Raw genomic sequence first — 24,312 nt, 5'->3', positions numbered from 1 at the left:
GGCCAGAGGGCTGACGCCAACGTGCTGAACTGCCGAATTGAGGATGTGCTCCTGCTGGCACTGCTGCGATCATGGCTTGCTTGGACACCATTCTTGAATGACCGGCACACCGTTCGGTTCGCCGCTGGAGGAAGCAGATGATCACCGGGTACGACCGTGTCGTCATCGCGAGGACACCGGTTGGTGCCGCCATGAAAGCGATGCTGGACGTTTTGCATAGCAGGTGGCCCGACATGCTGGTGGCGTTAGGAGACAGGGAATCGGGCAGGGTAGGACCGTTTCTGCAGTGGGGCCAAATGCGTCGTGAGGTGCCATCTGCCGCCGCAGAGTTGTACGTCGCCCGTGACGCGGTGATGGAGCAACGTTGGGACGAGGTCGGCTACTCGCTCATGGAGGGCGGAGAAGGCCCCTTTGCTTTGCTGTACGAGCCGGCCCCGCAGCCTGCGGTCGCGATCCAAATCAACCAGGAGCCCTACGAGCGCAAGGGCTTCGGCTTCAACCCTTACAAGGCGAGTCTGATCACTGCCGGCCTATCGCTGGTCACCATCGTCACTCCTGACGAGGAGAGTTCCTTCAGCCGAAATCTCTTCGGATCACTCCACGAGGCGTTGACCAAGGAAGCTTCCTAGCTAAGGATTAGCCTCATCTGCCGCCGATCGCGTACGCCGCCCAGCGGCGTCCTTATCACGCTGGGTGGTCGGTGCGCGGCGGCGGCCCACGTGTTGAACTGCCGGTGAGCGCATGATTGCCTACGTGCCATGATGCTCCGGTGTCTGTTCTGACCGACTACTTTGCCGCTGCCTCTGACAGCGTGGCGGCGACTGCCGTCGAATACGTCGACGGGCAGCCGCGCTTACTCGATCTCACGGCCGAGGATGTCGCGGCCGGCAAGGCGCTGTACCAGCTATTGCCGAACGAGGCGGCACGGCCCCGGGTAGAGATCGCACAATCGGGGACCCTCGTCGTGCAGAGCAAAGGTGTCGACCCAACTCGCCTGGCGCGGCTGGAAGAGATTCTCAGCAGCCGCTCATATGACGAGGTGAATGCCGATCCTCGGCAGGCGTCGCTGATCGCACCTGCCGAGGAAGACATCGACGGATGCATGGTGTTGTCGGTCACGGACACGCTACGCGACGCCTTGGCCTCGCTGGAACCGGCGGCGCAGTCCCAAGCGGCACGGCAGTGGGCGAACGCAGAGTTCAGCGCAGCTGCGACGGACAGCCTGACGATGTTCTTAGTAGCTCTCACAGAATTGGCGCAACGAGCCGTCGTCAACAACGATCGGCTCTACTGCTACGTGTGTTTTTAGCCTGGGCACGCGCGGCTGCGGTGACGCACTCTCGTGCCGCCGATAAGGCGCGGGTTGCGGAGGGGGAGCCTCCTCGCATCGCAGGGTGCCGGGCAGCGGTCATCGCCCGAGGAGACCTCACGACAGCGAACTGTCGTCTGGCATCCGAATTCTAGGCGCCCACCGCGCGCCACATCGGCGGAGGGATCTGGGCATCAGAGCCTGATTCTGACGGGCTGCGGTGGCCCCACTCGGACGGGCTGCGATGGCCCGCGCACAACATCCGCTACGACCGCGCCCGCAAGGCCCTTGACCGTCCCCTCAACTACATCCTCGCCGCCTCATGACCTCCGGGGTGTAACCAATATCAACAGGCAACCGAGCCGATGATTGGATACCCAGCTCTGAACGAGGCGATACGGTCGCTGCCATGGAGATCTGGATGACGACGCTTGACGACCTTCTCGTCAAACCATTCGCGGTAGACGAGCGAGGCCGCCCGCAGCCCCATCACGTCAACCTTCGTGAAAGCCAGTCGTTCCCTAACCAGTTCTACGACGACAGTGGAACTGGGGAGCTTGAGTTTCAGCAGGCTAGGGAAAGTTTTGTAAACGACCGCGCTGAACTGGCGCGCATGATATCCGCCCGATACGGGACACCTCAAAGACTCGACATACGGCAGTACTTCTTCGACGGAGAGGGCTCACTCGATGATCCAGGGGGACCGCTGTTCCAGTACATGACGGACTGGTTCTTCGAAATCGAGTTGTGGCGAGCGGGCTCACGCGGGATCGTCGCCGAGGCGGCTCAATACGACAAGGAGCTTCCCCTGCAATTGATGCTTGTCGTCGGCGACCTGAGCACCTCGGGATAGCCAAGTTCTGACTTTGCCAAGCCACCTGAGTTGGGCGGGCCGCAAACCCTGATGAGGGCACTCTCATGCCGCTGATAAAGCGCGCTCGGTGGGTCTCTACCCGGGTTGAGACCCACCCGCGGGCACTCTCGGTGATTAGCCTTGGTGAAGCAGCGGGCTGGTCGGCTGCGACGCAGGGTTGCCGCCAGAGTCACGGCAGGCTCAGTCGGCATCAGCCGAGGTGGCCGGGGTGGGCTCGTCGAGCGTTTCGCCGAGATCGGTGAGCAGCCTTCCGATGCGGTCCGCGGTGCAGCGGTGCCGTTCGACTTCCCGTGCCCAGCCGCGGTCAGCGGCGTCGAGGGCGAGGGTTTGCTCCACCTCACGTCGAGCCCGTAGCCGCGGGGCGTAGTCAGCGGTGGTGACGAACTTGGCGCAGGTCAGGTAGAGGTCGCACTCGCATGGGCCTTCGGCGGGTAGACGGAGGCAGTGGCCGAGCTCGAGTTCGGTCTTCAGGAAGTTGCTCTTGAGCCAGTCGACGGCCTCGTCCGCCAGCACGCCGGACTTGATGTCCATGGCGGCCGGACCGGCGATGACGGCGCCGGGCGCCAGGACGGTCTTGTAGTCGCGGAGTACCTCCTGGTCGCTGATCTGGGCGTAGACCAGCGCCATGCTCACCGAGGAGTGGCCGAGCACCTTCATGATCGTGTGGAGCTTGGCGCCGCGTTCGGCGAGCTGGGTGCCGACGGTGTGCCGGAACCGGTGCGCGGAGACGGTGCCGCGTACGCCTGTGCCGCCCTTCTTGCCGCCCGGACGGGTCAGGCCGGCGGCCTGGCAGGCGTCGTCGATCGAGGTTTCGAACAGGTAGAAGCCCGACATGAGCTTGCCGTGCCGCATGAACAGGTAGCGGACCGCTTCGCCGGTGCGGTCGTCGGTGAAGGGCCGATCGGAAGCGTCTTTGCGCAGGTCAATGATGGTCTGCAGTGCGGCGGCGGCGTCCTCGTGCAGCGGGACGGTGCGTTCCTTGTAGGTCTTGCGGCCTGGTAACCGCAGCCGGGCCGTGCCGTCGGGGTAGTGGTCCAGGCAGTCGGTCGGCAGCCGGCGGATCTCATCGCGGCGGGCGCCGGACCAGCGCGCGACTAGCAGCGCGGCCCGCTGGAACGGGCAGGCGATCGCGGTGATGACCGGCATCAGCCGGTCGAGTTCGTGCTCGGGGATGAAGCGTGGCACCCGTTGGGTGTTCTTGGGGGCGTCGCCGGGGCCGATGAGGGTGTAGCCGGGGACGTCGTCGTACTGCCAGGCGGCGGTGTCGCGGAAGAACTGCGACAGCCCGGAAATGCGTTGGATTCTCGAGTTGACGCCCAGCGGCTTGCCGGTGCTGGTGGCTGGGGTCTCGGTGATGTGCTGGATCCAGGCCAGGACGTGGTCGCGGGTGACGTCGGCGAACGTGATGATCTCCGGCTGGTTGCCGCCGAGCCAGTCGCCGAAGCCGCGCACCGCGAGCTCCAACTTGTCCACGGTTGAAGGGGCGTCGGTCAGCCTGCGGGCGGCCAGCCACTTCTGCGCGGCGGCCAGCATCTTCGCCGGCATGACCATCGGCGGCTTCCAAGACGGCATGTGCTTGCGTGGCTCGGTGGGCACCTGGCCGCGGTGGAACAGCACCACCTGCAGCTGGTGCAGGTGCGTGATCCACTGCTTGGAGGCGTTGGCCCGATACTGCTCGACGGAGGGGTAGAAGTAGCCCAGGTCGTCGCGTTCGCTGAACAGCCGCACCGCCTCCAGCACCTGCTGGATGTGCTCCTCGCGCAGTTCATCGACGTGCCGCACGCCGGTGTGCAGGGCGATTCGGCCGACGGTCCAGTTCATCGCCTGCGACAGCGAGTGCCGGTTGTAGCCCAGCGCGACGGCCTCGTCGATCAGCGTCGCCGTGCCCAGGTCGATTCCCATCCAGTCCGCCATGTCGCTGATACGTAGCTTCAGGGCGCCGAACATCCAGGGGTAGTCCAGTGAGATGTAGCCACGCAGTGCAAGGAACAGCAGGTAGGGGCGCGCGTAGAACGACACCGGGAATGACGGGCTGTCGGGCGGCTCGCCCGGCAGCCGCCCGACCCGTTCCACCAACGGGGCCGCGAACCAGCCGGTCATCGTCGGCCACGCGGCCACGAAGCGTCGATACCAGCGAAGCTTGGCGTTGCGGTAGGCCGGATGAATATCTTGACCTCGCACCCACGTGACGTACTCGACCTCCGGGCAGTGCCGGGCATGCTGGCGCCAGACGGGTTGCGGGACGGAGACGGCCAGCGCAGCGGCGGACACATGCCGGGCCCTCACCCGACGTCCCCGTCGTCGGCCCGGGCGCCGAGGGCGCGGTTGTACTCGGCGACCACGGCAGGGTCGGACACCCGGGTGTAGATCCGGGTGGACTCCGCCGAGGCATGACCAAGGCGCTTCTGCAGGGCCAGTTCGCGCATGCCGCCCTCCCACATCCTGGTGGCGTGGGTATGACGCAGCGCGTGGGGTGTGACCCAGGGCGTGCGGATGTCGGCCCGGGTGCAGGCACGGGAGAACATCCGCACGAGCCCGTCGTATCCGAGCGGCTCCTGGCGGCGTCGGCCGCCGCCACCGACGAGAAAGATCAGCGGGCTGTCGCCGTCGGCGGGGCGTTCGCTCATCACGTACGCGCTCAGCGTGGCCAGCGCTTCGGGCTCATGCAGATCCACGACGCGCTCGTAACGCGATTTCGACCGGGCGCCCTTCGGATGGTCGTCGCGGTGCCGCACGACCACCCGCCGCCGGCCGTAGGCGACGTCCTCCAATCGCAGCCCCAGCACCTCGCCCGGACGCAGACCGCCCTGCAGCATCAGCAACACGATCGCGCGATCCCGCAGACAGCGCAGCACGCCGAGCAGCTTCGTCACCTGGTCCTCGTCGAGCGGCCGCGGGACGCGCTGGACGGTCTTGACGCGCACTGCCCGGCGCACCGGCCGTTGCCGGCTGGCCCTGCCCATAAACGGCTGGTGCCGTTCGGACACCCGTGCCAGCGCCGGGTCCGGACGCTTCTCGATCGGATTCGCCGTGTCCAGGCGGCCGGCGAGGATCAGGTACTCGTAGAACGACGATACAGCCGCCAGGATCCGGTTGACCGTCGTCGCGGCCAGCTTCGTCGCCGGCGTACCGGCGTCGGTGGTCACGACGGTCAGCGTCATCCGCTGCCTGGGACGGCTCGACGGCACCGACCGCAGGTACTCCAGCAGCGGGATCGCATCGCGGGGAGCGAACTCCTGCCAGGTCAGACCGCGACGGGCGAAGAACCGCCACAGGTGGCGAAGGTCGTAGGCGTAGGAAACCAGGGTGTTCGGCGAGCAGTCCCGGGCCGCGAGGAACCGCAGGAACCCCGCCACCACCTCGATCGGTTCGCCGTCCTCGTCGAGCAGTTCGACGTGGTGTGTGCCGTTCTCGCCACGGCGCTGACTGACCCGCACGACCACCTCCAACACCGCCCCAGTGGACGGCACCGGAGGCCGCCCGCATGCAGCAACGGGGCATGAGGTGTCCAGGTAACTACATACGACCCCTGGTCGGTGATCAGCACTTCCGGGCGGCGGTCGCTGTCGGGGTTGAACACCAGGTCCACGAAGTGCAACGTGTCTTTCGGCGTACCGGAGATGACCCGGCTGGCCAGCCCGATCCGCTGATCGGAGATCATGTTGAGCCAGGTCACGCCCTTCTTACGGGCGAAGTACTTCGGGTTCGGCCGGGCGTCGATGCTGCGCACCGGCACCACGAACCGGACCCCGTCGACCGCGGCGACCAGCCCACCACCCCACGCCTGCGCCAGTCCGATGCCGGCCTGCGCGTCGATGAGCACCGCGTTGGCCGCCGCGTAGGTGTCCGGGCGCAGATAGTGCTGGTCGACGTGGGCCAGCCGGCCCCGGGTCAGCGCAGGGATCTCGTTGTCGGTCACCGGGGACATACCGACGTTGAGCGAGTGCGCCGTCAGCAGCGCCGCCACCGACACGTGCAGGTCCGCCAGCCTCGCCCGGCCACCGGTCACCGACGTGAACGCCGCCGGGAAGTCCGGGTGCCAGCTCATCACCTCCAGGATCTGCTCGGAGAGATCCACCCGCGGGATCATTGCGTCGAGGCGGTTGCGCAGATCGACCAGGCTCGGCGGGTCCTCCAGAGCGGCGTCCTTGCCCAGGTGCAGCCGTCCGTCGGCGTCCACGCTCAGGCTGGCGTTGCCGTCCAGCCCGGCTGCGGTGGCCCGCCACGCCTCGTCCAGCTCCGTGGCGTGGGTTTCCAACAGTTCGGCGGGCTCCTCCGGCAGCAGCAGCGTCGACAGCACCGGGCCCTTCACCGCATCCCAGGCGTCGTCGGCCAGCAGCCGCGCCCGCGGGTCGGCGAACCGGTCGGAGGTCCGGACGAAGATGTCGCGGCGTTTGAGCCCGGTGTGGAACAGCTCCAGCACGCAGAACACGTAGGCGTTGCGGTCCACGCACCCCTCGGGCCGGTCCTTCGGGAACACCAGCTGGTTCCACCAGCCCCGCGGCACCAGAGCGATGTCGACCTTCCGGGCGTCCAGCCAGCCTTTCGGCACCCGGACGGACTCCTTGGCGTCGATCAGTTTCGGCAGCTCCCGCATCGCGTTGACCACCCGCACCGCCTCCGCGGTCGCCCCGAAACTGATCACCTGGCACAGCAGCCGCACGAACCCGCGCACCGTGGTGAACCGCTCCACCACCTGCGCCCGCCACTCCCCGTCCGGGGAGGCGTCGGTGGGCGGCAGGAACTCCTGCACCGCCTCCATCGCCGTGCGCAGCTTCGCCCGCGACCCCACCGCGGACTCGATCGCGTCCCACACCACGGCGATGGGCACCGCGTCGCCCCAGGTCTCCGCCTCGAACAGCACCTGCACCGCCGCCGACAGCACCCCGGCGTGCCGGGCCTGCCCGTGCGAGCGTTTCAGCTTCTCCTTGTCCGAGCTGCGTCCCGCCCGGCCGATCAGTTCGGCGGACATGAACACGTCGAACAGCTCCAGGGCGTCATCGGTCGCGGTGACCTCCAGCCACCGCACCGTCGCCAACAGGGTCGCGATCTTGCGGTGATACGTCAGCGCCGCGAGCTTCGGCGCCTTCGCCTCGAACCCCATCCGGGCCAGCTCGATCAGCCGGCGGACCGGCACCCCGGTGCCGGCCACATCCACGGCACCCATGTGCAGCCCCGCGATCTGCGCCACCCGGTCCAGCGATTTCACCAGGCCCCGCCCGGTCGGGTTGGTTGGCCCGCGCCGCCACAAGTCCAGCTGCGACCGGCGCTGGCCCTCCGGCACCCGCAGGATCTGCTCCAGGTCACCGGCCTGCTCCGCGGTGACCGTCCCGGACAGGGCCGCGTACATCCTGGTCTCGGCCGTCTTCCGGGCGCTGGCCACGTCATCGCGTAGCGTCGTCACTCCGGGCAGCAGCACCCGCTCGGCCCGCAACCGGGCCACCGCCGAGTAGAAAAGCGCCTTCGGCCCGTCACCGGTCGCCCACGCCTGATCGCCCACCCACGCCAGCAGCGACTCCTTCACCGACGCATACGGCCGGTAGCCGTACCCGTCGCAGATCTCCGCCTGATGCTCGAACCGGGTCGACTTGCGTTCCAGATACGTCTTCACGCACGACGGGTCGGCCACCTTGATCTGCGAGGCCACGTAGTCGACCACCACGGCCGGCACGTCGAGCGGATCCTCCAGGAACCGGCCGAGATGGCGAACCGCCACCAGCTGAAGGCTGAAACCCAACCGGTTGTGATCGCCACGCTTGGATGCGACGAGGTCCCGGTCCGCGTCGTCCAGGAAGAAGAACCGCTCAAGGACCGCCTGCTCAGGCGGGCCGGTGAATCGGCCGTAGACCGCCTCTTCGGCGGGAGTCAGAAAACTTCTCACGCCACATCAACGATCGCCACTATCGATGGTTATCGCTGATCTTGGCTTATCGGGACTTTCCCGAAAGTTAGTCCCCGAGCGCCTACTTCGTCGGGCAGGGCCATGAGTTTGTGCTGGACGCTGTCGTGGAGCATGCGGCCGAGTTCGTCGGCGGTGACTCCGGTGGAGGCGAGTAGGTCGGGGCGGCCGACGTCGCCGATGAACAGCGCGTCGCCGGTCAGCACGCCGTGCGGCACGGTGTCGTTGGCGTGTTCGTAGACGAGCACGCTGATCGACTCCGGGGTGTGGCCGGGGGTTTCCATGATCTGCAGGGTGACGTCGCCGAGGCTGATGCGTTCGCCGTCGGCGAGTTTGCGGATCTCGTATTCGGTGTCGGCGCGCTGGCCGTAGCCGATCCAGGCGCCGGTGGCTGCGGCGACTTCGAGGTGGCCGGCGAGGAAGTCGGCGTGGAAGTGGGTGTTGATGACCCCGACGATGTTCAGGCCGTGGGTGCGGGCGTCGGTGAGGTATTCGCCGATGTCGCGGCGGGGGTCGACGAGAACGGCCTGGCCGGTGGTCTCGTCGGCGATCAGGTACGACGCCTGTGACAGGCAGTCGAGGTAGTACTGCGTGAACAGCATGGTCAACTCCGGTGGTCGGTGGGGTGGGGTCTCGGAAGTGGGTCAGGCGAGCCGGCCGGGGCGGCCGCCCTTGGCCTGCAGCGGCATCCCGGCGCTAATCCAGGCGTGCATGCCGCCGGTGAGGTTGTGGACCTGCCGGCCGTCGTGGGCGAGCAGGGCGGCGGCCTGCTGGGAGCGGGCCCCGGACCGGCAGACGGTGATCACGGACCGGTCGGCCGGCACGTCGCCGAGGCGGGAGGCGAGCTGCCCGAGCGGGATGTGCCGGGCCCGCGGCGCGTGCCCGGCGCGCCACTCCGCGGGTTCGCGCACGTCGAGCAGTACCGCACCGTCGGCTATCAGCGCGGCAGCCTGCTGCGCGTCCACGGACCGGTACGGCTTGCGGAACAGCATGGTGAGCAGCGCGGCTACTGCCATCGGATATCCCCTCGGTACTTGGGTGACGTGGGAGGTGCGGGCCTGGCACCCTTCCCATCGGATACCCCCGGGGGTATCTGAGGAAGACAGTTGTGGTGTGCGCCGCTATCCCGGGACGTCGCCGGAACGCGCGGGTCAGGCCGTGACGGGGTTGACGATCGCCTGGACGGCGACGAACGCGGCGATGGCGATGACGAGCCAGGCGAAGGCGCGTTGCAGCCGCCGGGTGGGCAGCCGGGTGGCGATCCGGCCGGCGGCGAGGGAGCCGATGATCGCGGCGAGGGTGAACGCCGCAGCGATGCGGTAGTTGATGGCGGCGTCGCCGGCGTGCGCGGCGAACCCGGCGGCCGAGTTGACCACGATGATGACCAGCGAGGTGGCGACGGCGGCGGGCATGCTCAGGCCGAGCAGCAGGACCAGCGCCGGGATGATCAGGAAGCCGCCGCCGACGCCGAACAGGCCGGTGAGGAAGCCGACGCCGAGGCCGGCGGCGATGGACTTGGGTAGGCAGCCGCGCCAGTTGATGCCGCCGCCGGGTAGGGCGCAGTCGCCGCCGGAGTCGTCGGTGTCGCCCAGCATCCGCCACCCGGCGACCACCATGAGCACGGCGAAGCCGGCCAAAACCAGCCGCGGGTCGAGCAGCCGGTTGACGGCGGCGCCGGCGAACGCCGCCACAGCGCCGGTGCCGCCGACAATCCCGGCGATGCGCCACTGCCCCAGCCCGGCCCGCAGGCGCGGGAGCAGGGCGGTGGCCGACGAGATGCCGACCACCAGCAGCGAGGTGGGCACGGCCGCGGCCAGGCTCAGGCCGGCGCCGTAGACCAGAGCGGGGACGGCGAGGATCGAGCCGCCGCCGCCCAGCAGGCCCAGCAGGATCCCGATGAGCGCGCCGAGCCCGACAGCGGCGATCATGACCGGCCCCGGTCCCGGTCCGGCTGGCCCGCCGAGGCCGCCCGGCGGCGTTTGCTGCGGTGACACGGCATGGCGTCTACCGCCGGTCGCTGGTCAGGGCGGTGACGACCTGGTCGAGGTCGGTGCGCGGGCCGCGGTTGTAGGGCAGCTTGGCCAGCAGCATGCCCATCGCGCAGGTGTTGCTCAGCGCCGCGAAGGCAAGGCCGGCGCCGATGAACGCGGCCACCCACTTCACCGGCTCGAACAGGGTGCTGGCCAGCACGGCGAGCAGGACGATGCTGCCGGCGACCAGGCGGACCTGCCGTTCCAGGTCCCAGCGCGGTGTGCCGGTGGTGACCGGTGCGTGGGCGGCCTGCCAAGCGATGATGCCGCCGGTGAGCACCCGCAGGTTCGTCAGGCCCGCCCCCGCGAGGGCCTGTTCGGCCTGGCCGGCGCGCTGCCCGGAGCGGCAGACCAGCACGACCTGCTCGTCGAGGTGGTTGCGCAGCTCGTCGCGGTGCTCACGCAGCAGGTCGAGCGGCACGTTGTAGGAGCCGGGGATGTGCGCGGTCTCGAACTCGGCCGGGGTGCGCACGTCGATCAGCCGCGGCGTGTGGCCGGTGGTGAGCAGGTGCTGCAGGGCGGGGACGTCGAGGGCGGCGGGGGTGCCAGTGGGCATGGCCATCGGGTGCGGTGCTCCTGTTTCAGTTTCCGGGAACGATGGGCAGGCCGGCGTCGGCAGCGTCGGCGTAGGCGTCGTCGATGTGCACCACCCGGCGGCCGGCCCGCTGTAGCAGGCTGGTGGCGGCCGCGGCGCGGTAGCCGGAGCCGCAGTGCACCCAGACCGTGCCGGCAGGCACGTCGCCCAGGCGCGCAGGCAGATCGGGCAGCGGGATGTGCACGGCGCCATCGATGTGGTCGGTGCGCCACTCGTTGCTCATCCGCACGTCCAGCAGCACGTCGACGGCGGGCAGACCGTGCGGCGCGGTGCCGGCACGGGCGGCGGCCAGGTCAGCGAACGTGGCGGTGGTCAGCCCGGTAAGGCGGGTGTCGTCGCCGCCGGCCCACTGCTCCGGGCTGCCGGTGGCTGCGGCGGCGGGCCGGTCGATGCCGATGCGGGCGAGTTCGCGCTGGGCGTCGGCGACCTGCTGCTCGCTGTCGCCGAGCAGGGTGATCGGTGCGCCCCAGAGGGCCAGCCAGCCGAGCCAGGTGGCCATCGGCCCGTCCAGGCCGAAACTCAGGGTGCCGGTCAGGTGCCGGTGCGCGAACGCCTTGCGGGAGCGCAGGTCGACCACCCACTCGCCGACCGCGATCCGGGTCGCGAGTTCGGCCGGGTCGGCGGTGGCCACCGGGGTGAGGTCGATCAAATCCGCGCCGGCGGTGTTGCGGGCGCCCATGTGCGCGTAGTACGCCGGGTAGGCGTCCAGCCCGGCCAGGGTCTGGGCGACGAAGTCGTCGGTCTCCAGGCGCAGCGCCGGGTTGGCGGTGCGTTCCCGGCCGATCGTCGACTCCGGCGCGTCGGACTGGGTGGCGGAGCAGAAGCTGCCGAAGCCGTGGGTTGGCCACACCTGCGCGCCGTCGGGCAGTAGGTCGGCCAGCCGCCGCACCGAGCTGTGCTGGTGCTCGGCGAGGGTGTGGGCGTGCTGCTTGCCGAGCAGGTCGGTGCGGCCGGTGGTGCCGAACAGTAACGATCCGCCGGTGAACACCCCGGCCGGCCCGTCGGTGTCGTCCAGGATGTACGACACGTGGTGGAAGGTGTGCCCGGGCGTGGCCACCACCCGCAGTCCCATCCCTGCCGACACGCTGACCTCGTCACCGTCGGCTACCGGCCGCCGTTCGAAGCCGACCTCGTCGGCGCCGGCGACCAGGTACGTGGCTCCGGTCAGCCGGGCGAGGGCCAGGCCGCCGGAGACGTAGTCGTTGTGCAAATGGGTCTCGGCGACGTGGGTGATCCGCACGCCGAGCCGGCCGGCCAGGGCCAGGATCCGGTCGATGTCGCGTTGCGGGTCCACCACGATCGCGACCTGCCCGTCGTGGGCCAGGTAGCTGCGGTCACCCAGAGACGAGGTCTGCACGACCTCCACGCTCACAACAGTCATCACACGTCATCCCCTCGTTCGTCTGCGCTGGTCAGCGGCTGGTCTCGACCGGGTGTCCGGCCTGGCGCCACGCTTCGGTGCCGCCGGCCAGGGACTGCACCCGGCGCCCGCGGCGGACAGCAGTCGGGCGGCGGCAAGGCTGCGGGCACCGGAGTGGCACACCGTCACCACGTCCTGCCCGGCATACCGGCCGGCGGCCGCCTCCACCTCGTCGAGCGGCACGTTCACCGCCCCCGGCAGATGCCCGCCGGCGTACTCATCAGGGCTCCGCACATCGAGCAGCACGCCGGAGACGCCGTCCTGCCGCAACCGATCGACAGAGATCTCGCTTATCGTCACTGCAACACTCCATTCAGAGTATACCCTGGGGGGTATGCGAGAGGCATGGTGTGACCATGACGAAGAGCTGAAGCCCCCACCCCTTGATGCGCCAGGCGGGGGACCTGCGGCTCAGGACAGCGACATGAACAGCTTCTCGAGTTCTTCCTCGCTCATCGGCGGCTCCTCGCCACGCTGGCGGGCGGTCTGGCATTCCCGCATCCCGGTGGCGATGATCTTGAAGCCCGCCCGGTCAACGGCGCTGGACACGGCCGATAGCTGGGTGAGCACCCGCTTGCAGTCCTCACCGTTCTCGATCATCGCGATCACCGCGCCGAGCTGTCCCTGCGCCCGCTTCAGCCGGGTCAGTGCGTCCTTGAGCAGGACCGGACTCATCTCCATGGGTACCACCTCCATCGTGAACATACCCCAGGGGGTACCCGGTATTGCCAGCCCAATATACCCCCAGGGGTATGCGCCGCGTCTACGGTGATCTGCGCCGCACAGGCCAGCCCCGCCAGGCTTCCGGGCGATCCGGCCCGCGCTGGCCGACCGCCCGGAGGTATGCGCACCAGGAGACGGAGCGACAGGATGGGGCAGGCGCCATCCCGGCTCGCCAAGGCCCACGGCAGCCGGTGGGCCGGCTACCGGGCCGGCTACTGCTCGTCCGCCGCGTCGGGATCACGCAGCGTCCGGTAGGTGCGCCCGCCGAGGTCGGGCAGGGCGAACGTGTAATGGCCGTGGACTCGGATGTGGTGGCGCACGTACGGCGAGAGCCGGGCGAGGTCGGCGTCCAAGCACCGGATAGCCCTGCCCGCGCAGTCCGGCCAGGGCGAGGTCCAGGTAGACGGTGTTCCACAACGTGATGCAGTTCAGGACCAGGCCGAGCGCGCCGAGCTGGTCCTCCATGCCGTCGTGGTAGGCGCGGTGCAGTTCGCCGCGGCGGCCGTGGAACACGTGCCGGGCCAGGTCGTGGCGGCCCTCGTTGAGATTGCGCATGCCCTTGATCTGACGCGCCACAGCTTGGCATCAGGCAGGTCGGCCAGCTGCGGCCGGTAGTCGAACCCCCTCAGGGTCCGCGTCCACCGGCGGCAGGACCTCCGCGATTCGATGGTCAGGGCGGTGAGCCGGGCGAGGTCGTCCTCGCGGAACGGGCGGACGCGCATGACGGTGTGCCTTTCGAGCTGAGTTCTGAGATCCGGCGATGCGAATGTCAGACGGTCCGCTCGCGACCGGGGGTACGGCGGCGAGCCGACCCTCAGGGGCGGGTACGCCACGCGGCGAAATGACTCATGCCCGGAATCCTACGGCGGCCCGCAGCCCCGTTTCACCGGCCGCGGCACAGCGGGCGCCAGGCAACGGCGAGGTTGCGTCACGGCCGGAACCCTGCCGCGACGAGGGCCCGGTTCGGCGGCGGGACCGAACCGGGCCGCGGCGGGCGGCCACTGCCACGACGGCCGGGGTCAGCCCATGGAGCGGCAGATCCGGCTGTGGTCGGAATAGACGGGGCCGGGCAGATAGGCGGCGCCCCGCGGTGTCCGGAATCGGACGCAGCCGTTGGTGGTGGCGGCGTGGTGAATGATGCGTCGAACATTCCAGTCGCCGAATTTCAGCGCCTTGCACGACATCGATCCGACCCGGCCGAACCGTTTGCAGAACGTCTTCTTCATCACTTCGACCTGCTGGACGTCGTGCCCTTGCAGATAGTTGTCGATGTCGGCGGTGGCCGCCCGGGAGTAGTAGACGCTGCAGGTCCATCCACCGCAGGTGCGGGTGGTCGTCGTGTCGGCGGCGTAGGCGGGCGTCCCGGAGGTGGTGAGGGACACGACGGTGAGCACGGTGACGACGGCCCGTTTCAGATTGCGCATGGTCTCCCCTGATCGATTCGCCGGTTAGCGACGAATCGACTATCCACGCATTTTCCCACCGATTTGAAGGGCCACCACACTCCCGGATTACCGCACGCCCGGAAATAGGGCCGGACAGCAGCCGACGAATGTTGTTTCCGGGCCCGGCCCGAACCGAAGAGACGGATTCGGGCCGGGCGTTCGGCGTACCCCGCAAGGTTTTATGCCACGGCGGTGGCCTCCAGTTCGACCAGTTGACCCGCGATGGCCAGCCGGGTCACACCGAGCATCGTGGTGGCCGGCGCGACCCCGGCGGCCGCGAGCCGGCCGGCGAGGATCCCGTAGTGCGGGAACAGGGCGTCGACGTCGGTGGTGTACACGGTCAGCCGGACCACGTCGGCCAGGCTCATCTCGGCCTCGGCGAGGACCGCTTCGACGTTGTCCAGCGCCAGCGCCAGCTGGGCGGCGATGTCCCCCTCATGCTCGGGCTTCCCGTCGCCGGTCATCGCGGTCTGCCCCGAGCAGTACAGGGTGCGGGTCTGCCCGGTGACGAGCTCGCCCTGGTGGAAACCGAGGGCGGCCGACCACGGCCACGGGTTGACGGCCGTGCGTTGCATCGTTGCCACGTGCGCTCCATTCCGAGTGGTGATGCCGGTCAGCCTGGCCGCTGATCACGACATCTGCTGTCATGTTTTCCGGTTAGAGTTCGCGGCATGCGCGCCGACCGGCTGGTGTCCCTGGTGTTGCTGCTGCGCCAGCGCGGCCGGATGACCGCCGACGCGCTCGCCGCCGAACTGGAGGTGTCGACGCGCACCGTGCTGCGCGACATCGAGGCCCTGTCCGCGGCCGGCGTCCCGGTGTACGCCGAACGCGGCCGGCACGGCGGGTTCGGGTTGCTGCCCGGCTTCCGCACCGAACTGACCGGCCTCACCCACAACGAGGCCCTGGCCCTGCTGGCCACCGGCGCCGGGCTGGGCCTGGGGGCGGCGCTGGCGTCGGCCCGCCGCAAGGTCGCCGACGCGCTGCCGGAGAGCCACCGGGCGACCGCCCGCCGGGTCCTCGTCGACCCGCAGACCGACCTGCTGTCGCGGCGCACCACCGACGACGACGTGCCCACCCCGGTGATGGCCCCGGTCCGGCGGGCGGTGCTGGCCGGCCGGCGGCTGCGGCTGCACTACGCCGCCACCGGCCAGCCGGCCCGATGGCGCACGGTCGACCCGGTCGGCCTGGTCACCGTCCGCGGCCGCGGCTACCTGCTGGCGCTGCGCGACGGCGCCGACCGCACCTACCGGCTGTCCCGCGTCCTGGCCGCCCAGGAACTGCCGCAGCCGGCGCAACGCCCGGACCACGTCGACCTGGACCGCGCCTGGCGCGAACGCAGCGCCCGGTTCCTGGCCGACGGCCACCTCACCGTGCTGGTCCGTATCGATCCGGCCCGCCGCGACGACCTCCTCGACATGGCCGTCGCCGTCCGCCGCGAGGACGACGACGAAGTGGAGGTGACGTTCCAGGACCTGTGGCACGCCGAATGGGCGCTGTGGCGACTCGGCCTCGCCGCCGAGGCCCTCGCCCCGCAGACGCTGCGCCACCGGCTACGGGACAAGGCGGCGGCACTGGCGGACCGCTACCGGTGAGCTAGCGACGCGTCCGCCACCACCGCCATCCTCGCCGTCCTCGCCTACCCCAGCATCGCCGTCTACCTCGGCTGGCTGTACATCCGATGGCGCTTCGACACCACCCTGACCACCGACGTCACCACCGCGCCCACCCCACTGCCGATCGACGCGCTCACCGGCCTGCACACCGCCGCCCTCGGCCTGGCCCACGCACCGCTGTACCTCGCCGTCGCCGTCGCCCGCACGTCCCGCCCGGCGCTGCCCGCCTACCTGCTGCCGATCGCGCTGATCACCCTGCTCACCGCCGCCGGCATCGGCCCCTCACCCCCGCTGGTGACCCTCTTCTACACCGCCGTCGCGCTCACCGCGATCCGGTCCCCGCTCACCCGCCGCGCCCGGCTCGGCCTGACGGCCGTCGCCGCCGCCCAAGCCACCATCACCGCCTTCTGACCCATTCTTGGTGGTACGGGCCACCCATGACCGCCGCCGCGAAAGAGGCGGCACCGCGCGGCCCGTACCCCAGCAAAGGTCTTCGATCCCCCGGTCAGGACGGCCGCCGACCCGGATCCCGGCCGGTCACCGCCGGCACCGCCCGGCCCCGCAGCTCACTGATCTCAGTAGACATCCGTCCACCCTACGAACACCGGCGAACCGGCACCGTCACACCCGCGACGGATCAGTGACCAGCAACGGATCGTCGTCGATGTCGGCGTCCCCGTTCGCCTCCGCCGCCGTCACCCCCACCAACTGCAGAAACCGCTCACCCAACTGCGGATCCACGGCCAGGATCAGCACCGTCAGACCGGTGTCGGCGCCGTCGGTGTGCGGAAACCCCGTGATCGGGCCGCGCACATCCATCCACTGGCCCTCCTCCAACCGCTCCGGCAGACCGTTGGCATAACCGGCCACCCGGTTCAGCAACACGAACGGCCACTGCGGCGGCTGCACCTCCGAGCCACGCCGCAACCGGAACGTCAACTCCACACCCCACCGCGAGCCCAGCCCGTACGACACGTAATGCCAATGCCCGTCAGCCGGATACACCGACCCCGCCCGCAGATCCGCGCCGCCCGGCGGAAACGACACATGCCAGGGCTGCGACTGCGGGTAGAGCCGGCCCAACGCCTCGGTGACAGCGTCCCACATCATCCCGGCATTCGATCATGACCGGCGGAGTCACCCGCCGGGCGCCACCCCCGCCGACGGCCCCGCCCCAACACCACCGCCACCACCCCGGCCAGCACCGCCACCACACCACCACCGGCAGCGAACCAGCCGGCCCGCTCCCACTGCGGCCCCGCCGGCTCCGCCGCCACCACCGCCGGCGACCCCGTCACCAGCCCGGCCACCACCGGACCCGAATCCTCCGTCAGCGCCCGATACGGATTCAACAGCCCACGCCCGTACCCGGCACTCCTCGCCCCACCCGGCGCCGGATCCGCCGTCCGCATCATCCGCTCACCGATCTGCGCCGCACTCTCGGTCGGAAACCGCTGCCGCAACAACGCCGCCGTCGCCGCCACGAACGGCGTCGCGAAACTCGTCCCCTGCACCACCGTGTGCCCCGCACCCGGCGCCAGCACCGTCACCCCCGCCCCGTACGCCGAGATGTCCACATGCCGGCCCGGCTGCGAGAAGTTCGCCAGCTTGCCGTCCGCACCCACCGCGGCCACCCCGATCACCCCGGGAAGATCCGCCGGATACGTCACCCCCGCCTTCGGCCCGTCGTTACCCGCCGCCGCAACCACGATCACCCCGGCCTCCACCGCCTCCGAGATGGCCGCCTTCACCTGCGGATCCTCACCCACCATCACCAGCGAGATGTTGATCACGTCGGCGTCGCCGTCGCGCACCGCCCACCGCACCCCCTCCGCGAACGCCCGCACACTCGTCCGCGAATCCTGCTCCGACACCTCATCCATGTCCGAGTTCTCACTCACCCGCACCGGAAGGATCGTCGCCCCCGGCGCCAGACCCTGCACCTCGGTACCCGCCATCGGCATCCCCGCGATGATCCCCGCCACCGCCGTCCCGTGCCCCACACAGTCCGAACGCCCACTCGCCGTCCGGTGCAACGGATCCCGGCCCCGCTCCACCCGCCCTTTCAACTGCGGATGACGCCCGTCCACCCCCGAGTCGATCACCGCCACCCGCACCCCGGCGCCGGTCGCCAACCCCGCCAGCCGCGCCGGCCCGTACACCCGCAACTCCGCGGGTTGCACCGCCACCACCTGCTGCGGACCCGCACACTGCGGCGCCGCCACCGCCTCCCGCACCGGCACCGGCACCACCACACCGGCCAGCACCCCGGCCACCACCGCCGCACCCCACCGCACGAACCCACCCCCCGCACCACAAAGACCGGCGTGGATGGTACCCGGTGCCCGGTTGTGCCCCGCCCACCACGGCCGATAGGTTGAACACAGCCACAATCTGCGGTGTGCGAGGGAAACCGGTGCAAGTCCGGTGCGGTCGCGCCACTGTGAAACCACCCCCCACGGGTGGTGAGTCAGGACACTCACACACCGCAGGCCCCAACGATCGGGACGCGTCATCCCGCAGGAGGTTCGACTCCCCATGCCCAAGGCACACACCACCAAGCCGCTCGCCCTCCCCGCCGTCTCCCCGCGACTCCTCGCCACGGCCGCCGGATTCACCGGCATCATGCTGCTGCTCGCCTACCTCGTCGCCTTCGACCAGGGCGCCATCAGCCAGAGCGGCATGTACCTGCACGAACTCATGCACGACGGCCGCCACCTGCTCGGTGTCCCGTGCCACTGACCCACGGCACCCCCCGCTACATCCAGCTCCTGCTCCGCGGCCTGCTCGCCGGCCTCATCGCCGGCCTGCTCGCCGGAGCCTTCGCCTACATCGCCGGCGAACCCCACGTCAACGCGGCCATCGCCATCGAGCAAGCCGCCGCACCCGCCGGCGAACCCGGCGAGGAACCCCTGGTCGAACGCGACATCCAGTCCACCGTCGGACTCCTGCTCGCCACCGGCCTCTACGGCGCCGCCCTCGGCGGCATCCTCGCCACCGCCTACACGGTCCTGCGCCGCCGCCTGCGCACCGGCAGCGACACCACCGCAGCCCTCGGCCTCGCCGCCGCAGCCCTCACCGGCATCGTCGTCGTGCCCTACCTCAAATACCCGCCCAACCCGCCCGCCGTCGGCAACCCCGACACCATCGACCAGCGCACCGCCGCCTACCTCGCAGTCCTGGTCCTCGGCCTCGTCGCCGTCTGGGCCGGCGTCCTCGCCGCCCGCACCCAAACCCACCAATGGCGCCGCGCCGCCGCCGGCACCGCCGGCTTCCTCACCGTCGTCGCCATCGCCTACACCCTCCTGCCCACCTTCGACGAAGTCCCCGACGACTTCCCCGCCACCCTGCTGTGGAACTTCCGGATCTCGTCACTCGGCACCCAGGTCGTCCTCTGGACCACCCTCGGCCTCACCTACGCCGGCCTGCTCAACCAGCTCGCCGACACCCTGACCAGAACCGGACGACCGGAGCCCGCCACCACCCCGTGACCGGCCTCCACCTCATCGCCACCGCACACACCCCCGCCCTGCGCCGGGCCGAGTTCGGCGGCGACCCCCACCTCGACGAGGGCGGCCGACAGGCCGCCCTCGTCGCACGTTCCACCCCCCTCCGCGGCCCCTGCGTCATCGCCCCCAGCCGCGCCGCCCACCAGACCGCCACCACCCTCTTCACCCCCACCACCCTCACCGAGGAACCCGCCCTCGCCGACCCCGACTACGGCACCTGGACCGGCCACACCCTCGACCAGATCAACCCCACCGACCTGCACACCTGGCTCACCGACCCGGCCGCCCACCCCCACGGCGGCGAATCCCTGAACACCGTCCACACCCGCACCAGCGCCTGGCTCCACCGGCAGACCGGCCGCACCCTCACCGCCGTCGCCCACCCCCTCATCATCCGAACCCTGCTCACCGCCGCCCTCGACCTCCCCACCACCCACATCCGCCGCCTCGAAGTAGCGCCCCTCGCCACCATCCGCCTCACCCACCACACCCACTGGCACATCCACTTCCCCACCCCCTGACCCCCAGCGCGACAACCCCGAACTCCCCGCCGGCCCCACTCGCGGTCACTTCCCACCGGTACGCCGTACGCCCCGTGATCGCCGGAAGGGACAGCCGCTTCTTCCGGCCCGTCGTCCCTGCTGTCTCCTACCGGTCGAGACAGCAGGGACGACCAGCCGGGCAAGAACGGCTGCCGCGCGGACAGGCAGCTCGCGAATCCGTTCGAGCAGGCGCGCCCCGGCCCGGTGCCGGTGAAGCACGGGTTGCCGTCGACGTGCCGGTAAGGAAAGTGTCACCAGCCGCAAACGGGGTTGATCACAGGCACTGGAGGGCGTCCGCCCCGGCGCCGTTCACTCCCGCCAGGCGGCCGGGCCAAGGCCGATCCGGGCTCAGGTCCTCGGCCTGCGCCGGGGCCGCCGGGCGGGCCGTCGTGGCCGGGACCGTTTGTCCGGGCGGCGGATGACCGCCAGGGACAACAGGCCGGCCGCCAGCGAGACGAGGTCGGTGCAGATCTCGAGGTAGTCGTGCATTCCGGGGTCCTTCCGGGAGGTCGTCGGCACGAGATTTTCAGCCGGCCGCCCGGACCGGCCACCGGTCCGGACCGGCCCGGACCGGGTGAATTCGGTGGCCAGGGGATTCCGGGCGGAGTGCGCGCACCCCTACCGTGGTCCGGTGCCCGCTCCGGACCCCGACCACGTGCACTCTCCCGAACAGCTGGTGACGGCGTTGAACGCGTTGCGCGGCGGCCTCTCCTACAAAGCGCTGAACAGGGCGCATCGGGCGTTGCCGAAGAGCACCATCGGCGATCTGCTCACCGGTAGGACCGTGCCGGTCCGGGCGACGGTCGTGGCGTTCCTGACAGCCTGCGGGCTCGACGAGGTGGCGCAACTGCCGTGGCTCGCGGCGCAGGACCGGGCCGCCGCGGCGCATCTGCACCGTCCGGCGGGAGCGGTCCGGGTACGGACGGCGGTAGCCCGGCGGTTCGGTGTACACCCGTCGATCCAGACTGCGGAGAGCGGGAACGAGCTTCCGGCGTACATCGAGAGAGACTTTGATCCCGGTCTTCGGGAGATGTTGAGGCCGGGCGGATTCGTCCTGTTGCGCGGGGGCTCGTCGACCGGGAAGACGCGGGCGCTGTTCGAGGCGGTACGGGAGACCCTGCCGGACTGGTGGCTGTCGCACGGCGACGGCGACGGCACGCCGGGGCCTCGGACCGTGCTGTGGCTCGACGAGCTCCAGCGATGCCCGGTGCCGGCCGGGCGGATGCGCTCGGCCCTGGCGGCCGGGGCGATCGCGGTCGGGACACTGTGGCCGGATGAGTACGACTGCCGGATCGCGCCGCGCATCCCGGGGCAGCCCGACCCGTACGCCGAGCAGCGGGAACTTCTGGGGCTGGCCCATGTCATCGACGTGCCGGCCGTCTTCAGCCCCGTCGAACGCCGCCGAGCCGAGGAACTGGCCGCCGACGACCAGCGGCTGCGGATCGCGTTGAACAGCACCGACGCCGGCGTCACCCAGGTGCTCGCGGCCGGACCCGAACTGATCCGGCGGTGGACGCATCCGGACCTCGCCGATCCACGGCAGTGTGCCGGCCGGGCGATCGTCACGGCCGCGCTGGATGCCCGGCGGGTCGGCGCGCGCCCGCCGCTGACCCTGGACTTCCTGGCCGCCGCCGCACCGGCCTACCTGACACCGGTGCAGCAGGCGGCAGCCGCACCTGATTGGCTGGACGGCGCTCTCGGCTACGCCACCGCCCCTCTGCGCGGCGCCTCCGCCTGTCTCACCCCGATAGGTGCCGGGATGGGCGTCACAGCCGGCTTCCTGACCGCCGACTACCTGCACCAGCACGCCCGCCGGTTACGGCGAGCCGAGCCACTGCCGGACGCGGTGTGGCAGGCCCTGGTCGAGCACCATCCGGGCGACACACTCGACCTGGCCGACAGCGCCACCCGCCGGGGCCGCCCGGAGACGGCGCGGCAGCTGCACGCCCGGCTTCCACCCGCGGAACGGCTGCGGGTCTACCTGAACCAGGAATGTCAACGCGCCCTGGCCGCCGCGATGGTCCGGGACGGCCAGGGCGGCGCCGACGAACAGGTCAACGCCACGCTGGCAGCCCTCGGCCATTGGGCTGAACTGCGGGAACGTTCCGACGCCGGGTTTCCCGGCGCGGCCCGTCATCTGGTCGACGGGCTGGCCCGTCACCGCCAACTCGAGGCGCTGCGCGCCGAGATGCACGCCGGTACGCCGTCGGCCGCCGCCCGCCTGTCAGCCCTTACCCGGCCCGGTGCATCCCCGGCCCCGGGCCGGTAACCGAAAACGGAGTGCTCCGGCGTATCCCCGACCGTGACGAACACGCTGCCCGCCCCCTCGCCGCCACCGGGCAGCACCACCCGCGCCCGCAGCGTCGCGAAACCGGTGGCCACCGCGGTGACCGTACCGGTGAGCCGCACACTCCTGCCTGCACCGAGCGTGATCGCACCGGCCGCCCGGTACAGGCAGGCGCCGTCCGAGGGGTCCGGCGCCGGATGGCCGATCACGGTCAGGCCGGCCGGCGCCCTCGCCCAGGCGAAGCCGCCGGGTAGGTCGATCTCCACCCGGGCGGCAGCGTCGGCCGCGGCGGTCACCTCCACACTCAACAGCACCGTCTCACCCCGCGCCGGCGGCCGGGACAGAACCGCGGCGACCCGGGCACAGGCGGCCCACTCGCTGTTCGGCGCGTTCGCGTCAGCCGACACCGCACACCCGGATCCGACCGGCGGGGCGGGCGGGACCGCGATCCGCCCGCAAGCAGCCAGAACCCCGGCGAGAAACACCAGAGCGACGATCCTCGGAGCCGGATGGTTGCGCATGGACTTCTGACGGGGGCCGCCTCCCCCGAGTTCCGGACATCCGGCCCGGTGACTGACAACTCCGTCTCGTCCGGCCTCAGGTCGGCGGTCCGGTCGAATCCCTCCTTGTCGCACTTCCGCCAGTCACCGAGGCCGGCACGGGTCCAGGGCGAGAAACTGCTCGTCGTGGGTCCACTCGTCCCGCGTACCACGAGTGCCAACCGCGGTGGATCTCCTGCTCGGTCGGCGAAGCCGTCCTTTCAGGGTTTTGGTGCGGCTTGCCGCACTGCCTCTAAGGCGTCCTAGGATTCTAGTTCGAAAGTGATCCCTGGTCTGCGCGGGGCGATCGACCTGCGGCTCAGGCCGGTACGACGATGGCGGCAGCCCCGGTCACCGTGCGGGGTGCCCCTGGCCGGGCCGCTGTTCGACGGGGGCAGCGATCAAGACACCGTCGTCGTGGAGTTCCTGGCGCAAGCGGGCCAGGTTCACGAACGTGCCATCGTCGAGTGGGTTGGCGTTGAGCAGGCGCAGTGTCGCCGTGCAGTACTTGGCCATCGTGTTGCGACCCGGCATGAAGATCGACATCTCGTCGTACGGATCCTGTTCCTGCACCTGCAGACCCGCGGGCAGCGCCGCCAGCACCTCCGCGGGCGCGGCGACCGGCACCTTGACGATCCAGAAAGGGCCCGCGCCGTCCAGGACACGGCCTTCCTGCCGCGGAGTCTCCAGCGCCAGAGCCCGCCACGGCCTGCCCAGTGTGGTGGCACCAGCATCCTCCACTGTCTTCACCAACGCGGTCGCGGTGGCCGTGATCAGGGCCTCGGCCTCCTCCCATTCCTGAGCGTTACGCCCGAGCGGCGTGCCGTGCACCAACGTCGCCACCAAGGTCATCGCCGGCACAGGCCGGGTCTGGAGTTCCGGCTCCGCACCGAAGACAGTACGAGCGGCCTGGATCGCCTCGTCTTGCGCCTTGCGCTGCCGGTGGACCTCGTCGTGGTGCCGGTCGAGCAGGGCGACCACCCGGTCCGGTTCATCGAGGGCCTGCCGGACGGCTTTGACGCTCATCCCGGTGTCCCGTAGGAGGGTGATCAACATGGCCTGTTCCACCTGCTCGAACGCATACGAGCGATGGCCGGTCCGCTCGTCGATCCCGGCCGGAACGAGCAAGCGCTCAGCGTGGTAGAAGCGCAGCGCCTGAGGCGACAGATGGCACATTTCGCTGAACTCACTGATCGACAACATGGGAACCAGCTTGACCCCTCCAGTAACCACAAGGGCAAGCACGAGGCATCCGTGCCACGGCCGCGACCGCGGGTCACGTGGCGGGATGCGGATCGGGGCCTGTCAGACGCCGGAGATCCTCGATGAGGTGGACGCCGCCATCCGCCTGGTGCAGGAGTTCACCGATCAGGTGGGCATGTGGCTGGTGTCCTCCGACGTCACCGGTGAACGCGACGTCGAGCGCGTCGGGCCGGGTCCGACGGGTTCCTCAGCCCCGCCGGGGACGTGATCGCCCAGGTGCCGGCCGGCCACGTCGGTATGTCACCGCCGACATCGACGCCAGCG

At 70.3% G+C, this 24,312-nt stretch carries 26 protein-coding genes, 1 pseudogene and 1 riboswitch; of the genes and pseudogenes, 9 read left to right on the top strand and 18 right to left on the bottom strand.

Features of this window, described 5'->3' with window-relative positions; all coding sequences use genetic code 11:
• Positions 1-137: 137 nt before the first annotated feature.
• The 3 genes from Aut01nite_RS37405 to Aut01nite_RS37395 all read left to right on the top strand — a co-directional run bounded on the left by Aut01nite_RS37405 (position 138) and on the right by Aut01nite_RS37395 (position 2,162).
• Positions 138-629 carry a hypothetical protein gene (locus Aut01nite_RS37405; protein ID WP_043526806.1) on the top strand — a complete coding sequence of 164 codons (492 nt, stop codon included), beginning with the start codon at positions 138-140 and terminating at the stop codon, positions 627-629.
• A 140-nt stretch (positions 630-769) separates the two neighbouring features.
• Positions 770-1,309 (top strand): hypothetical protein, encoded by a 540-nt coding sequence (locus Aut01nite_RS37400; protein ID WP_043526808.1) that lies wholly within the window; start codon positions 770-772, stop codon positions 1,307-1,309.
• A gap of 409 nt (positions 1,310-1,718) precedes the next feature.
• Entirely contained in the window at positions 1,719-2,162 is a 444-nt protein-coding gene (locus tag Aut01nite_RS37395; protein WP_043526810.1) for a hypothetical protein, read from the top strand.
• Positions 2,163-2,363: 201 nt separating this feature from the next.
• Here the strand turns inward: Aut01nite_RS37395 and Aut01nite_RS37390 are convergent, their stop codons facing one another.
• The 13 genes and pseudogenes from Aut01nite_RS37390 to Aut01nite_RS37330 form a co-directional block, all read right to left on the bottom strand.
• On the bottom strand, positions 2,364-4,454 hold the full coding sequence (locus Aut01nite_RS37390) for a tyrosine-type recombinase/integrase (protein ID WP_239124634.1): 2,091 nt from the start codon (positions 4,452-4,454) through the stop codon (positions 2,364-2,366).
• Positions 4,455-4,465: 11 nt separating this feature from the next.
• A complete protein-coding gene (locus Aut01nite_RS37385; RefSeq protein WP_239124636.1) occupies positions 4,466-5,539 on the bottom strand; it encodes a tyrosine-type recombinase/integrase in 1,074 nt (357 codons plus the stop codon).
• Positions 5,428-8,064 (bottom strand): Tn3 family transposase, encoded by a 2,637-nt coding sequence (locus Aut01nite_RS37380; RefSeq protein ID WP_236642782.1) that lies wholly within the window; start codon positions 8,062-8,064, stop codon positions 5,428-5,430. Before Aut01nite_RS37380 ends, Aut01nite_RS37385 begins: the two co-directional genes overlap by 112 nt.
• Positions 8,065-8,147: 83 nt before the next feature.
• Positions 8,148-8,684 (bottom strand): annotated as a pseudogene (locus Aut01nite_RS37375) (MBL fold metallo-hydrolase); the annotation flags it as partial.
• Positions 8,685-8,726: 42 nt separating this feature from the next.
• Entirely contained in the window at positions 8,727-9,098 is a 372-nt protein-coding gene (locus Aut01nite_RS37370) for a rhodanese-like domain-containing protein (RefSeq protein WP_236642786.1), read from the bottom strand.
• A 135-nt stretch (positions 9,099-9,233) separates the two neighbouring features.
• The gene (locus Aut01nite_RS37365; RefSeq protein ID WP_043526815.1) at positions 9,234-10,010 is read right to left on the bottom strand and encodes a sulfite exporter TauE/SafE family protein; all 777 of its coding nucleotides are present in this window, start codon (positions 10,008-10,010) and stop codon (positions 9,234-9,236) included.
• Between the two features lie 76 nt (positions 10,011-10,086).
• Positions 10,087-10,668 carry a rhodanese-like domain-containing protein gene (locus Aut01nite_RS37360; protein WP_083999247.1) on the bottom strand — a complete coding sequence of 194 codons (582 nt, stop codon included), beginning with the start codon at positions 10,666-10,668 and terminating at the stop codon, positions 10,087-10,089.
• 25 nt (positions 10,669-10,693) lie between these two features.
• Positions 10,694-12,088 carry an MBL fold metallo-hydrolase gene (locus Aut01nite_RS37355; protein WP_043526819.1) on the bottom strand — a complete coding sequence of 465 codons (1,395 nt, stop codon included), beginning with the start codon at positions 12,086-12,088 and terminating at the stop codon, positions 10,694-10,696.
• A 6-nt stretch (positions 12,089-12,094) separates the two neighbouring features.
• A complete protein-coding gene (locus tag Aut01nite_RS37350; protein ID WP_152628797.1) occupies positions 12,095-12,427 on the bottom strand; it encodes a rhodanese-like domain-containing protein in 333 nt (110 codons plus the stop codon).
• Positions 12,428-12,538: 111 nt separating this feature from the next.
• Positions 12,539-12,808: a metal-sensitive transcriptional regulator gene (locus tag Aut01nite_RS37345; RefSeq protein ID WP_043526820.1), complete on the bottom strand. Its 270-nt coding sequence runs from the start codon at positions 12,806-12,808 to the stop codon at positions 12,539-12,541.
• 279 nt (positions 12,809-13,087) lie between these two features.
• Positions 13,088-13,426, bottom strand: a complete 339-nt coding sequence (locus tag Aut01nite_RS44010; RefSeq protein WP_425551451.1) for a Tn3 family transposase — start codon at positions 13,424-13,426, stop codon at positions 13,088-13,090.
• A 443-nt stretch (positions 13,427-13,869) separates the two neighbouring features.
• A complete protein-coding gene (locus Aut01nite_RS37335) occupies positions 13,870-14,274 on the bottom strand; it encodes a hypothetical protein (protein WP_043526826.1) in 405 nt (134 codons plus the stop codon).
• A gap of 200 nt (positions 14,275-14,474) precedes the next feature.
• Complete coding sequence (locus Aut01nite_RS37330) at positions 14,475-14,870, bottom strand: RidA family protein (RefSeq protein ID WP_043526828.1); 396 nt, start codon at positions 14,868-14,870, stop codon at positions 14,475-14,477.
• A 96-nt stretch (positions 14,871-14,966) separates the two neighbouring features.
• On the opposite strand from Aut01nite_RS37330, the gene Aut01nite_RS37325 reads away from it, so the two are divergent.
• Complete coding sequence (locus Aut01nite_RS37325) at positions 14,967-15,887, top strand: helix-turn-helix transcriptional regulator (protein WP_043526830.1); 921 nt, start codon at positions 14,967-14,969, stop codon at positions 15,885-15,887.
• 642 nt (positions 15,888-16,529) lie between these two features.
• Here the strand turns inward: Aut01nite_RS37325 and Aut01nite_RS37320 are convergent.
• Both Aut01nite_RS37320 and mycP read right to left on the bottom strand, forming a co-directional pair.
• Complete coding sequence (locus tag Aut01nite_RS37320) at positions 16,530-17,018, bottom strand: suppressor of fused domain protein (RefSeq protein WP_043526832.1); 489 nt, start codon at positions 17,016-17,018, stop codon at positions 16,530-16,532.
• On the bottom strand, positions 17,015-18,205 hold the full coding sequence (gene mycP, locus Aut01nite_RS37315) for a type VII secretion-associated serine protease mycosin (protein ID WP_043526834.1): 1,191 nt from the start codon (positions 18,203-18,205) through the stop codon (positions 17,015-17,017). The genes Aut01nite_RS37320 and mycP overlap by 4 nt, the downstream gene beginning before the upstream one ends.
• Before the next feature lie 84 nt (positions 18,206-18,289).
• Positions 18,290-18,438: riboswitch (adenosylcobalamin (AdoCbl) riboswitch) on the top strand.
• An 8-nt stretch (positions 18,439-18,446) separates the two neighbouring features.
• On the opposite strand from mycP, the gene Aut01nite_RS37310 reads away from it, so the two are divergent.
• The 3 genes from Aut01nite_RS37310 to Aut01nite_RS37300 are packed head-to-tail and all read left to right on the top strand — an operon-like array spanning position 18,447 to position 19,938.
• The gene (locus Aut01nite_RS37310) at positions 18,447-18,650 is read left to right on the top strand and encodes a CbtB domain-containing protein (protein WP_043526835.1); all 204 of its coding nucleotides are present in this window, start codon (positions 18,447-18,449) and stop codon (positions 18,648-18,650) included.
• A complete protein-coding gene (locus Aut01nite_RS37305; RefSeq protein ID WP_043526837.1) occupies positions 18,641-19,399 on the top strand; it encodes a CbtA family protein in 759 nt (252 codons plus the stop codon). Before Aut01nite_RS37310 ends, Aut01nite_RS37305 begins: the two co-directional genes overlap by 10 nt.
• Positions 19,396-19,938: a histidine phosphatase family protein gene (locus Aut01nite_RS37300; RefSeq protein WP_052163921.1), complete on the top strand. Its 543-nt coding sequence runs from the start codon at positions 19,396-19,398 to the stop codon at positions 19,936-19,938. The genes Aut01nite_RS37305 and Aut01nite_RS37300 overlap by 4 nt, the downstream gene beginning before the upstream one ends.
• A gap of 369 nt (positions 19,939-20,307) precedes the next feature.
• Here the strand turns inward: Aut01nite_RS37300 and Aut01nite_RS37295 are convergent, their stop codons facing one another.
• Complete coding sequence (locus Aut01nite_RS37295) at positions 20,308-20,448, bottom strand: hypothetical protein (RefSeq protein ID WP_161790663.1); 141 nt, start codon at positions 20,446-20,448, stop codon at positions 20,308-20,310.
• Between the two features lie 142 nt (positions 20,449-20,590).
• Here Aut01nite_RS37295 and Aut01nite_RS37290 point away from each other — a divergent pair, with 142 nt between their 5' ends.
• A complete protein-coding gene (locus tag Aut01nite_RS37290) occupies positions 20,591-22,228 on the top strand; it encodes a hypothetical protein (RefSeq protein WP_152628799.1) in 1,638 nt (545 codons plus the stop codon).
• Here Aut01nite_RS37290 and Aut01nite_RS37285 read toward each other — a convergent pair.
• Together Aut01nite_RS37285 and Aut01nite_RS37280 are read right to left on the bottom strand one after the other, a co-directional pair.
• Positions 22,117-22,653: a hypothetical protein gene (locus tag Aut01nite_RS37285; protein WP_204037887.1), complete on the bottom strand. Its 537-nt coding sequence runs from the start codon at positions 22,651-22,653 to the stop codon at positions 22,117-22,119. The two genes, Aut01nite_RS37290 and Aut01nite_RS37285, sit on opposite strands and share 112 nt — an antisense overlap.
• Positions 22,654-23,136: 483 nt before the next feature.
• Entirely contained in the window at positions 23,137-23,988 is an 852-nt protein-coding gene (locus Aut01nite_RS37280) for a MerR family transcriptional regulator (protein WP_043526841.1), read from the bottom strand.
• A gap of 85 nt (positions 23,989-24,073) precedes the next feature.
• On the opposite strand from Aut01nite_RS37280, the gene Aut01nite_RS37275 reads away from it, so the two are divergent.
• Positions 24,074-24,256, top strand: coding sequence for a hypothetical protein (locus Aut01nite_RS37275; protein ID WP_043526842.1), 183 nt, complete (start codon positions 24,074-24,076; stop codon positions 24,254-24,256).
• Positions 24,257-24,312 lie beyond the last annotated feature (56 nt).

The sequence above is a fragment of the Actinoplanes utahensis genome, from assembly GCF_016862455.1.
GTDB lineage: Bacteria > Actinomycetota > Actinomycetes > Mycobacteriales > Micromonosporaceae > Actinoplanes > Actinoplanes utahensis.
Note: the sequence above shows the minus strand (reverse complement) of the source record. Positions and strands in the feature narration are given on the sequence as shown.

Excerpts from the sequence above, each read along its gene's own strand:
- Aut01nite_RS37405 (WP_043526806.1), top strand. The coding sequence starts at position 138 with ATGATCACCGGGTACGACCGTGTCGTCATCGCGAGGACACCGGTTGGT.
- Aut01nite_RS37395 (WP_043526810.1), top strand. The coding sequence starts at position 1,719 with ATGGAGATCTGGATGACGACGCTTGACGACCTTCTCGTCAAACCATTC.
- Aut01nite_RS37370 (WP_236642786.1), bottom strand. The coding sequence starts at position 9,098 with ATGGCAGTAGCCGCGCTGCTCACCATGCTGTTCCGCAAGCCGTACCGG.
- Aut01nite_RS37365 (WP_043526815.1), bottom strand. The coding sequence starts at position 10,010 with ATGATCGCCGCTGTCGGGCTCGGCGCGCTCATCGGGATCCTGCTGGGC.
- Aut01nite_RS37360 (WP_083999247.1), bottom strand. The coding sequence starts at position 10,668 with ATGCCCACTGGCACCCCCGCCGCCCTCGACGTCCCCGCCCTGCAGCAC.
- Aut01nite_RS37355 (WP_043526819.1), bottom strand. The coding sequence starts at position 12,088 with ATGACTGTTGTGAGCGTGGAGGTCGTGCAGACCTCGTCTCTGGGTGAC.
- Aut01nite_RS37345 (WP_043526820.1), bottom strand. The coding sequence starts at position 12,808 with ATGGAGATGAGTCCGGTCCTGCTCAAGGACGCACTGACCCGGCTGAAG.
- Aut01nite_RS37335 (WP_043526826.1), bottom strand. The coding sequence starts at position 14,274 with ATGCGCAATCTGAAACGGGCCGTCGTCACCGTGCTCACCGTCGTGTCC.
- Aut01nite_RS37330 (WP_043526828.1), bottom strand. The coding sequence starts at position 14,870 with ATGCAACGCACGGCCGTCAACCCGTGGCCGTGGTCGGCCGCCCTCGGT.
- Aut01nite_RS37325 (WP_043526830.1), top strand. The coding sequence starts at position 14,967 with ATGCGCGCCGACCGGCTGGTGTCCCTGGTGTTGCTGCTGCGCCAGCGC.
- Aut01nite_RS37320 (WP_043526832.1), bottom strand. The coding sequence starts at position 17,018 with ATGATGTGGGACGCTGTCACCGAGGCGTTGGGCCGGCTCTACCCGCAG.
- Aut01nite_RS37310 (WP_043526835.1), top strand. The coding sequence starts at position 18,447 with ATGCCCAAGGCACACACCACCAAGCCGCTCGCCCTCCCCGCCGTCTCC.
- Aut01nite_RS37295 (WP_161790663.1), bottom strand. The coding sequence starts at position 20,448 with ATGCACGACTACCTCGAGATCTGCACCGACCTCGTCTCGCTGGCGGCC.
- Aut01nite_RS37280 (WP_043526841.1), bottom strand. The coding sequence starts at position 23,988 with ATGTTGTCGATCAGTGAGTTCAGCGAAATGTGCCATCTGTCGCCTCAG.
- Aut01nite_RS37275 (WP_043526842.1), top strand. The coding sequence starts at position 24,074 with ATGCGGATCGGGGCCTGTCAGACGCCGGAGATCCTCGATGAGGTGGAC.